The sequence below is a fragment of the Streptomyces sp. P9(2023) genome, from assembly GCF_032436795.1.
Lineage (GTDB): Bacteria > Actinomycetota > Actinomycetes > Streptomycetales > Streptomycetaceae > Streptomyces.
Genome location: NZ_JAUPWM010000066.1, coordinates 1 through 10,177, shown reverse-complemented (window position 1 = coordinate 10,177; position 10,177 = coordinate 1). Strand labels below are relative to the sequence as shown.

General features: G+C 72.4%; 11 protein-coding genes. All 11 read left to right on the top strand.

Going from position 1 to position 10,177, the window contains the following annotated elements; genetic code table 11:
• A partial coding sequence (locus Q5762_RS36335) for a methionine adenosyltransferase domain-containing protein (RefSeq protein ID WP_315896603.1) occupies positions 1–156 on the top strand: 156 nt, incomplete at its 5' end.
• Between the two features lie 43 nt (positions 157–199).
• Positions 200–1,204 carry a carbohydrate kinase family protein gene (locus Q5762_RS36330; protein ID WP_315896602.1) on the top strand — a complete coding sequence of 335 codons (1,005 nt, stop codon included), beginning with the start codon at positions 200–202 and terminating at the stop codon, positions 1,202–1,204.
• 82 nt (positions 1,205–1,286) lie between these two features.
• Positions 1,287–2,405 carry a DegT/DnrJ/EryC1/StrS family aminotransferase gene (locus Q5762_RS36325; protein ID WP_315896601.1) on the top strand — a complete coding sequence of 373 codons (1,119 nt, stop codon included), beginning with the start codon at positions 1,287–1,289 and terminating at the stop codon, positions 2,403–2,405.
• On the top strand, positions 2,402–3,145 hold the full coding sequence (locus tag Q5762_RS36320) for a methyltransferase domain-containing protein (protein WP_315896600.1): 744 nt from the start codon (positions 2,402–2,404) through the stop codon (positions 3,143–3,145). Before Q5762_RS36325 ends, Q5762_RS36320 begins: the two co-directional genes overlap by 4 nt.
• The gene (locus Q5762_RS36315) at positions 3,142–4,629 is read left to right on the top strand and encodes an NDP-hexose 2,3-dehydratase family protein (RefSeq protein ID WP_315896599.1); all 1,488 of its coding nucleotides are present in this window, start codon (positions 3,142–3,144) and stop codon (positions 4,627–4,629) included. The genes Q5762_RS36320 and Q5762_RS36315 overlap by 4 nt, the downstream gene beginning before the upstream one ends.
• The gene (locus Q5762_RS36310; RefSeq protein ID WP_315896598.1) at positions 4,626–5,531 is read left to right on the top strand and encodes an alpha/beta fold hydrolase; all 906 of its coding nucleotides are present in this window, start codon (positions 4,626–4,628) and stop codon (positions 5,529–5,531) included. Before Q5762_RS36315 ends, Q5762_RS36310 begins: the two co-directional genes overlap by 4 nt.
• A gap of 40 nt (positions 5,532–5,571) precedes the next feature.
• Positions 5,572–6,888, top strand: coding sequence for an MFS transporter (locus Q5762_RS36305; RefSeq protein ID WP_315896597.1), 1,317 nt, complete (start codon positions 5,572–5,574; stop codon positions 6,886–6,888).
• On the top strand, positions 6,885–7,673 hold the full coding sequence (locus Q5762_RS36300) for a 4'-phosphopantetheinyl transferase superfamily protein (protein ID WP_315896596.1): 789 nt from the start codon (positions 6,885–6,887) through the stop codon (positions 7,671–7,673). Before Q5762_RS36305 ends, Q5762_RS36300 begins: the two co-directional genes overlap by 4 nt.
• 33 nt (positions 7,674–7,706) lie before the next feature.
• Positions 7,707–9,290, top strand: a complete 1,584-nt coding sequence (locus tag Q5762_RS36295; RefSeq protein WP_315896595.1) for an acyl-CoA carboxylase subunit beta — start codon at positions 7,707–7,709, stop codon at positions 9,288–9,290.
• 14 nt (positions 9,291–9,304) lie between these two features.
• Positions 9,305–9,544, top strand: a complete 240-nt coding sequence (locus tag Q5762_RS36290; RefSeq protein ID WP_315896594.1) for an acyl-CoA carboxylase subunit epsilon — start codon at positions 9,305–9,307, stop codon at positions 9,542–9,544.
• Positions 9,545–9,599: 55 nt separating this feature from the next.
• Entirely contained in the window at positions 9,600–10,091 is a 492-nt protein-coding gene (locus tag Q5762_RS36285) for a nuclear transport factor 2 family protein (RefSeq protein WP_315896593.1), read from the top strand.
• The last annotated feature ends 86 nt before the right edge of the window (positions 10,092–10,177 follow it).

The following is a 10,177-nucleotide window of genomic DNA, read 5'->3' as shown; positions in this document are numbered from 1 at the left end:
GACCTCCGCCCGGCCGCGATCATCCGCGACCTCGACCTGCTCCGCCCGATCTACGCCCAGACCGCGGCGTACGGCCATTTCGGCCGCGAACTCCCCGACTTCACCTGGGAGCGCACCGACCGCGTCGACGTACTCAGGAAGGCCGCCGGCGTCTGAGCCGGCCCACCGCCCCCACGCCTTACCGAAGGAGCCAACCGCTGTGCGCATCGCCGTGGCCGGATCGATCGCCACCGACCATCTGATGGCCTACCCCGGCCGGTTCGCCGAGCAGATGATCGCCGCCAGTCTCGACCGGGTCTCGCTGTCCTTCCTCGCCGACACCCTGGAGGTGCGGCGGGGCGGGGTGGGCGCCAACATCGCGCTGGGCCTCGGCCGGCTCGGCCTCTCCCCGGTGCTGGTCGGAGCGGCGGGCGTGGACTTCGCGGAGTACGCGCGCTGGCTGCGGGCCAACGCGGTGGACACCTCCGCCGTCCACGTCAGCGAGACCCTGCACACGGCGCGCTTCGTGTGCACGACGGACACCGAGCAGAACCAGATCGCCACGTTCTACGCGGGGGCCATGGCCGAGGCCCGGCAGATCGACCTCGCCGCCGTCGCCGAACAGGCCGGTGGCCTCGGCCTCGTCCTGGTCGGCGCCGACGACCCGGCCGCGATGGTGCGCCACACCGAGACGGCTCGTCGGCTCGCCATCCCCTTCGCCGCCGACCCCTCGCAGCAGCTCGCCCGGCTCGGCCGCGACGAGATCCGCACGGTGGTCGACGGGGCCCTGTACCTGTTCACCAACGAGTACGAGGCGGCGCTGCTCAAGGAGCACGCCGGCTGGACCGAGGCGGAGGTGCTCGACCGCGTCGGCACCTGGATCACCACCCGGGGCGCCGACGGCGTCGACCTCGTCGCCAAGGACCGGCCCGCCCTGCACGTACCCGCCGTGCGCACGGACGACGTCGTCGAACCGACCGGCGCGGGCGACGCGTTCCGGGCCGGTTTCCTGGCCGGCACCTCGTGGGGCTGGCCGCAGGAGCGGGCGGCCCGGCTCGGCTGCGCCGTGGCCACGCTCGTGCTCGAAGCCGTCGGGACCCAGGAGTACGACCTCACCCCCGCGGGGCTGCTGCACCGCATCGAGCAGGCCTACGGCGCCGACGCGGCACGCGCCATGGAGCCGGACCTGGCCCGCGCGGGCACCCCGCTCGCACCGGCCGTCTGACCCCCGCCGTCCGGGCCTGCCAGCCGGCCCCCCGGACCCCTTCTTCCCCTGACGAGAACGACCAGTACCTGGAGGTATGAGAGTGACGACGCGTGTATGGGACTACCTGTCGGAGTACGCGAAGGAGAAGGCCGACATCCTCGACGCCGTCGGGAAGGTCTTCGACTCCGGTCAACTGGTCCTCGGCGAGAGCGTCAAGGGCTTCGAGGAGGAGTTCGCCGCCTACCACGGCGCCGCCCACTGCACGAGTGTCGACAACGGCACCAACGCGCTGAAGCTCGCCCTGGAGGCCCTGGGCGTCGGCCCCGGCGACGAGGTCGTGACCGTCTCCAACACCGCCGCCCCCACCGTGCTCGCCATCACCGGCACGGGAGCCGTCCCCGTCTTCGTGGACGTGCGCGAGGAGGACTTCCTGATCGACACCGACCTCGTCGAGGCCGCGATCACCCCCCGCACCAAGGTGCTGCTGCCGGTCCACCTCTACGGCCAGAGCGTCGACATGGCCCCGCTCAAGGAGATCGCCGCCCGGCACGGGCTGCGGATCCTCGAGGACTGCGCCCAGGCGCACGGCGCCCGCCACCACGGCGAGCTCGTCGGCACCATGGGCGACGCGGCCGCGTTCTCGTTCTACCCCACCAAGGTCCTCGGCGCGTACGGCGACGGCGGAGCGGTGGTCACCTCCGACGACGAGATCGACCGCACCATGCGCCAGCTCCGCTACTACGGCATGGACAAGGTCTACTACGTCGTCCGCACGCCGGGCCACAACTCCCGGCTTGACGAGGTGCAGGCGGAGATCCTGCGCCGCAAGCTCACCCGCCTCGACGCGTACGTCGCCGGCCGCAACGCGGTCGCCCGCCGTTACGAGGAGCAGCTGGCCGACCTCACCGGCCCCGGCGGGCTCCAGCTGCCCGCCACCAACGAGGGCAACACCCACTCGTACTACGTCTACGTGGTCCGCCACCCCGAGCGCGACCGGATCATCGAGGCGCTCAAGGCGTACGACATCTCGCTCAACATCAGCTACCCGTGGCCCTGCCACACCATGACCGGCTTCGCCCACCTCGGCTACGAGACCGGTTCCCTCCCGGTCACCGAGCGGCTCGCCGGCGAGATCTTCTCGCTGCCGATGTACCCGTCGCTGAGCGAGTCGGAGCAGGACCGCGTGATCAGCGCACTGCGTGAGGTGCTGGCCGCATGACCGAGCGGGAGAACATCGGCATCTACGACGTCGGCGACGTCTACGACGCTATCTACGGGGGGCGGGGCAAGGACTACCGCGCCGAGGCGACCGCCGTCACCGGGCACATCCGCGCCCGCCGCCCCGGCGCGGCCTCGATCCTCGACGTCGGCTGCGGCACCGGCCGGCACCTGCGGTACTTCGCCGAGGACTTCACGGCGGCCGAGGGCATCGACCTGACCGAGGGCATGCTCGACGTCGCGCGCCGCCACCTGAAGAGCACGCCCCTGCACACCGGCGACATGCGCTCCTTCGAGCTCGGCCGTCGCTTCGACGCGGTCGTCTCGCTGTTCTGCGTCATCGGCAACCTGGTCGGGCAGGACGAACTCGACGCGACGCTGACCACTTTCGCCCGGCACCTGAACCCCGGCGGAGTCGTCGTCATCGAACCCTGGTGGTTCCCGGAGAACTTCACCCCTGACCACGTAGGGGGCAGCCTCACCACCGTCGACGGCCGTACGGTCTCCCGGGTCTCGCACACCGTGCGCGAGCGGGAGGACGCCAGCCGGATGGACGTCCACTACCTGGTGGCCGAACCCGGCAGGGGAGTCCAGCACTTCACCGACACCCACGTCCTGTCCCTCTACGGCCGCGAGCAGTTCGCCCGCGCCTACGAGCGGGCCGGACTGTCCGTGGAGTACGTCGAGGGCGACTACGAGGGCAACGGCCTCTTCATCGGCGTCAAGCGGGGCGAGGCATGACAGCCACCCGGATCGGGACCGGGTCCGGCGGGCCCGTGGCCGGCACAGCCCTGCGGCCCCGCGCCGACGACGCGCTCGCGGCCCGCCTCGCCCGGTCGGCGGCGGCGCCCGACGGATCGTGGATCTCCACGGACGACTTCGCCGACTGGCTCGACGGGCGGCGCCGCGCCCACCACTTCAAGGTCGAGCGCATCCCCTTCGCCGAGCTCGACGGCTGGTCGTTCGCCGAGGACACCGGGAACCTGGTGCACCGCAGCGGGCGGTTCTTCTCCGTCGAGGGACTCTCCGTCACGGTCGGCGAAGGTCCGTTCCGGCACTGGGAACAGCCGATCATCCGGCAGCCCGAGGTCGGCATCCTGGGCCTCCTCGCCAAGGAGATCGACGGGGTCCTGCACTTCCTGATGCAGGCCAAGATGGAGCCCGGCAACCGCAATCTGCTCCAGCTCTCGCCGACCGTCCAGGCGACCCGCAGCAACTACACCAAGGTGCACAAGGGCGCGGACGTGAAGTACCTCGAGTACTTCACCGACCCCGACCGTGGCCGGGTGGCGTTCGACGTCCTCCAGTCCGAACACGGCTCCTGGTTCTACCGCAAGGCCAACCGGAACATGCTCGTCGAGGCGCTCGACGAGGTGCCGCACGACCCGGACTTCTGCTGGCTGACCCTCGGTCAGATCGGGGAGCTGCTGCGCCGGGACAACGTGATCAACATGGACTCGCGCACGATCGTCGCCTGCTTCCCGATGGACGGCGCCGAGCCGGGCGCGCTGCTTCCGGACGCGGCCGTGCAGTCCTGGGTCACCGTCGAACGCTCCCGCCACGACGTGTCCGTCGAACGGGTACCGCTCGCCGGCATCGACGGCTGGGAGCGCGACGAGCACTCCCTGGGCCGCCCGGACGGCCGCTTCTTCAAGGTGGTCGCCGTCGCCGTGGAGGCCGGCAGCCGTGAGGTCCCGGGCTGGTCGCAGCCGCTGCTCGAGCCGACCGGGCCCGCCGTGGCGGCCTTCGTGGTCCGCCGCATCGGGGGCGTACCCCATCTGCTGGTCAGCGCCAGGGCGGAGGCCGGCTTCCTCGACACCATCGAGCTGGGTCCCACCGTCCAGTGCGACCCCGGGAACTGGCGGGACGTGCAGGCTCCGCCGTTCCTGGACACCGTCCTGGCGGCCGCTCCCGAGCGCGTCCTGTACGAGGCCCTGCATTCGGAGGAGGGCGGGCGCTTCCTCCACGCGGAGATCCGCTACCTCTTCGTGGAAGCCGACGAGACCCAGGCCCCGCTGGACCCGCCGCCCGGCTTCCAGTGGCTCACCCCCGGGCAGCTCAACGACCTGGCCCAGCACGCGCATTACGTGAACGTCCAGGCCCGTACGCTGCTCGCCTGCCTCAACGCGGGCGCCGCCCGGCTCGACGACGTGGCGGCCGAAGGGCCCGACGACGCGGGAGCCGGGCAGCTCGACGACGAGGCAGCCGCCGGGCGGGCCGCATGAACACCCCGGTGCCGGCGGCGGCCCTCCCCGTCGGCACCCTGTCGCCACAGGTCCGGGCCCTCACCCTGGACGGCGGCGACGGCGTGGCCCTTTCCGCGCTGATCGCCGAACCGGCCGGACACCCGCCACGGGCGACGATCGTCGCCGTGCACGGCGGCGGGATGCGCGCGGGCTACTTCGACGGCCAGGCTCACCCCGACGTCTCCCTCCTCACCCTGGGCGCCCGGCTCGGCTACACCGTCGTCGCCGTCGACCGCCCGGGCTACGGGCTCTCCGCCGGAAGCCTCCCGCAGGGGCAGACGCTGGCCGACCAGGCCGCGTCGCTGCGGACGGCCCTGGCGGACCTCCGGGACCGCCGTCCCACCGGGGCGGGCGTGTTCCTGCTCGCCCACTCCTACGGCGGCAAGCTCGCCCTCACCTGCGCGGCCGACCCGCTGGGAGCACCCCTGCTCGGCCTCGACATCTCGGGCTGCGGCCACCGTTACGCCGTCGACCCGGCCGGCCTGCCCGACACCCACCGGAACGGCCGCTGGGCGCTGAACTGGGGTCGCCTGCGCTTCTACCCGCCGAACACCTTCCGCGACAGCGCCCACCTGATCGCCCCCGTGCCCGACCTGGAGTGGCCGGAGGCGGTGCGCTGGCCCCGGCGGTTCGACGAACTGGCCGGCCGGATCCGCGTACCGGTCCGGCTGACCTTCGCCGAGTACGAGAAGTACTGGCGGCACGACGCGGAGAGCCTCGCCGATCTCACGGCCCGGTTCACCTCCGCACCGAGGGTGACCGTGGACCGCCTGGACGAGACGGGCCACAACATCAGCCTGAGCCGGTCCGCCCGTACCTACCACCTGCGCGCGCTGGCGTTCCTGGAGGAATGCGTGGCCCGCGCCGCCGGCGCCGGCTGACCCCGGCGGGCAACGAGAGAGACGAGGCGCGGCGCACACCATGGACACGACGTACGCGAACATCTTCCGGTCCCTGACCGTACGGAACTTCCGGCTCTTCGTGACCGGACAGGTCGTCTCCGTCGCGGGCACCTGGATGATGATCGTGGCCCAGGACTGGCTGGTGCTCGCCCTGACGGGCGACTCCGAGACGGCCCTGGGCACCGTGACGGCCCTGCAGTTCGCGCCGCTCCTGATGTTCACCCTCTACGGCGGGCGCGTCGCGGACCGGTTCGACAAGCGGCTGCTGCTCACGCTGGCCAACACGGCCTCCGGTGTGCTGGCCCTCGGCCTGGCGCTGCTCGTCGTCACCGACTCCGTACAGCTGTGGCACATCTACCTGTTCGCGTTCGCGCTCGGCACGGTCAACTCCGTCGAGGTGCCCACCCGGATGGCGTTCGTCAGCGAGATGGTCGGCCCCGACCTGCTGCCGAACGCCTCCGCGCTGAGCGCGGCGTACTTCAACACGGCCCGGGTGGTCGGCCCGGCCTTCGCCGGTCTGCTCATCAGCGTCCTGGGCACGGGACCGGTGATGCTCCTGAACGCGGTCAGCTACGCCGCCACGGTGGTGGGGCTGCGGATGATGCGCCCGGAGGAGCTGACCCGGGGGAAGCGTGCCGCGGCGGGCGCCCGCGTCGTCGACGGGCTGCGGTACGTGGGCACCCGCCGCGACCTGCTCGTGCCGCTGGCCCTTGTGGCCGTCGTCGGCCTGTTCGGCTTCAACTTCCAGCTGACGCTGCCGCTGCTCGCCAAGACCGTCTTCCACGCCGACGCGACCTCGTTCGGCCTGCTGACCACGGCGTTCGCCGCCGGCTCACTCGTCGCCGCGCTCTTCACCACGCTGCGCAGGGGCCGCCCGGCCGCCCGTACGGTCGCGCTGTCCGCCCTCGCCTTCGGCCTCCTGGAGACGGCCGCCGGCTGGTCCCCGAACCTGCTCTCCGCCGCGGTGCTGCTCTGCCTCACCGGCTTCGCCACCATCTACTTCGCGCAGGCGGCCAACCACCGCATCCAGCTCGGCAGCGACCCGCGGTTCCGGGGCCGCGTGATGGCCCTCTACACCCTGATCCTGCAGGGATCCACCCCGCTCGGCGCCCTCCTCGTCGGCTGGCTCACCGGCCACTACGGCGCCCGCGCCGGCCTGTACGCCGGAGGCGTGGCCTCGCTGGCCGGTGCGCTGCTGGTCCTCGCGGTGGGCCGCGGACGCGACGGGAACGACCGTACCGACGCCGCGCCCACATCGGACGGCCGCACGGACGTCGCGCCGACCCCGGCACCGGGGTCCCTCCCCGACGCGCCCCGGCGAGGAGCGGGACCATGACGGGAGCGGGCCTCCCGCCGGCGGCCGTGGCTCCGGGCGAGGCGCATCTGTGGGTGCTGCGAGCGCCCTCGGACGACGCCGGGCCGGCGCCGCTGGCGACCCACGAGCTCGGCCCGGCCGAGACCCGGCGGGCCTCGGCGTTCCGGCGCCCCGGGGACCGGCTCACGTACACCGCGGCCCACATCGCGCTCCGGCGGCTGCTGTCGGTGTACACCGGCATCCGCCCGGAACACCTACGCCTCGACCGGGCACCGTGTCCGCACTGTGCGGGCGGACACGGCCCGCCCGTGCTCACCGGCACCGCCGGGCCGCCGCACTTCTCGCTCTCCCACAGCCACGGCATGGTGGCGGTGGGGGTGGCGGGCGCACCGGTGGGTGTGGACGTCCAGCGGCTGCCCACCGCCGAGTCGGCCCGGGCGTGCCTGCCGATGCTGCACCCGGCCGAGCGCCGCGAGCTGGAGACGGTGCCCCTGCCCCTGCTTCCCGCCGCCTTCGGCGAGCTGTGGGCCCGTAAGGAGGCCTACCTCAAGGGCCTGGGCATCGGGCTCTGCCGGGGCGCGGACACCCACTACCTGGGGTCCGGCGGACCCGGCGCACCCGACCGGCCCGCGGGCTGGAGCGTGCGCGGCCTGCCGGTCCGGGACGGCTACGCGACGGCGACCGCCCTCCGGGCCGACACCCCGCACCGTACGGTCACCCGCCATCTGCCCGAGGAGTGGCTGTACGCCGAGGACGCCACGGACCTGATCGCCGCCGCGCGACCGGGAACCACCAGACACCACTGACACACGCTTCATCACCGCAACGGGGGAATCAGCATGCCGTCCGCGACCACCGGCGAAGGACTCGCCGACCGACTGACCGACCGACTGACCGACCTGCGGGAGCGCAAGTCCGTCGCCCGGCTCGGCGAGGACCCGAAGGCCACCGAGAGGCAGCACGCCAAGGGCAAGCTCACCGCCCACGAGCGCATCGAACTCCTCCTGGACAAGGGCAGCTTCTCCGAGGTCGAGCCGCTGCGCCGGCACCGCGCCACCGGCTTCGGCCTGGAGGCCAAGCGTCCGTACACCGACGGAGTGGTCACCGGCTGGGGCACGGTCGAGGGCCGTACGGTCTTCGTCTACGCCCATGACTTCCGGATCTTCGGCGGCGCGCTCGGTGAGGCGCACGCCCAGAAGATCCACAAGATCATGGACATGGCCATCGCGGCCGGCGCCCCGCTGGTCTCGCTGAACGACGGCGCGGGCGCCCGGATCCAGGAGGGCGTCTCGGCGCTCGCCGGCTACGGCGGCATCTTCCAGCGCAACACCCGTGCGAGCGGGGTGATCCCGCAGATTTCCGTGATGCTCGGGCCGTGCGCGGGCGGCGCCGCCTACAGCCCGGCGCTGACCGACTTCATCTTCGCCGTGCGGGACATCTCGCAGATGTTCATCACCGGCCCCGACGTCGTCAAGGCCGTCACCGGCGAGGACATTTCCCAGAACGGCCTGGGCGGCGCGGACGTCCACGCGGGGGTCTCGGGCGTCGCCCACTTCGTCTACGACGACGAGGAGAGCTGCCTGGCCGAGGTCCGCTACCTGCTCTCCCTGCTCCCCGCCAACAACCGCGAACTCCCGCCGTCCGTCCGCAGCGGCGACCCGGCCGACCGGCCCGGCGACGCGCTGCTCGACCTGGTGCCGGCCGACGGCAACCGCTCGTACGACATCCGCTCGGTCATCGAGGAGGTCGTCGACGACGGCGATTTCATGGAGGTCCACGCGGCCTGGGCGCCCAACATCGTCTGCGCCCTGGCCCGGGTCGACGGCCATGTCGTCGGCATCGTCGCCAACCAGCCCGCCGCCATGGCGGGCGTCCTCGACATCAAGGCCAGCGAGAAGGGCGCGCGCTTCGTCCAGTTCTGCGACGCCTTCAACTTCCCCCTGGTCACCCTCGTCGACGTGCCCGGCTTCCTGCCCGGCGTCGACCAGGAGCACGAGGGCATCATCCGGCGCGGCGCCAAGCTGCTGTACGCCTACTGCAACGCGACGGTGCCGCGGATCTCGGTGGTCCTGCGCAAGGCGTACGGCGGCGCGTACATCGTCATGGACTCCCGCTCCATCGGCGCGGACATCGCCCTGGCCTGGCCCACCAACGAGATCGCGGTGATGGGCGCGGAGGGCGCCGCCAACGTCGTCTTCCGACGGGAGATCGCGGCGGCCGAGGACCCCGAGGCCATGCGCGGCGCCATGATCGAACAGTACAAGCAGGAGTTGGTGCACCCCTATTACGCGGCCGAACGCGGCCTGGTCGACGACGTCATCGACCCCCGCGAGACCCGCTCGGTGCTCAGCCGGTCCCTCGCCATGCTCGCCACCAAGCACGCCGACCTGCCGAGCCGCAAGCACGGAAACCCGCCCCAGTGAGCGAAGGAAGTGCCATGACACCGTCACGTCCCCCGCGCGATCCGCACGCCGCGCACCTGCTCCGTGTCGAGAAGGGCGACCCCGCCCCCGAGGAGCTGGCCGCGCTGACCGCCGTCCTCCTCACCCGGGTCCTCGGCCCCGACGTCGAGCCGGACGACCAGGCGCGCGCCGCGCGAGCGGTCGCCCACTGGCGGCGGCCCGAGCGCGTCTCCGGATTCGAGGGCCCGCGCACCTGGCGCCGCACGGCCGCCTGACCCCCTCACGACCCGTAACCCTCAACTTCACGACCCGACAGCGAGGAAGACGTACATGACCACCACCACGCCCGCCACCACCCTCCACGACGACATCCAGGCACTCACGCTCCAGCTGCGCGAACTGACCGACCGCGTCGCGCTCACCGAACTCTGCGACCGCTACGTCCGGCACCTCGACAAGGACCGGGCCAGCGACGCCTGGCTCGGCTCGGTGTTCACCGAGGACGCCCATCTGACCTTCCCCATGGGGGAGTTCCGGGGCATGGAGGGCCTGACCGCCTTCCAGAAGATGGCCCGCACCACGTTCGAGCGGACCCACCACATCAGCTCCAACTACGACATCCGGGTGGACGGCGACCGCGCCCTGATCGGGGCACACCTGATGGCGGTGCACGTGCGGCGCCGCGAGGAGCCGAACAGCCACTTCACCATCGGCGGTCACTACGACGCCGAGGCGGTACGCACCCAGGACGGCTGGCGGATCCGCACGTTCACCTTCGACCTCGTCTGGAACGCGGGTGACCCGCCGGCGGGCAAGATGTGATCAGGCGGGAACGCCGAAGGGGTTGGCGGCACCGGGCCAGGCGCCGGGCCGGGGCCCGCTCTCGGGCTGTACGGGGGCGGGCGCGG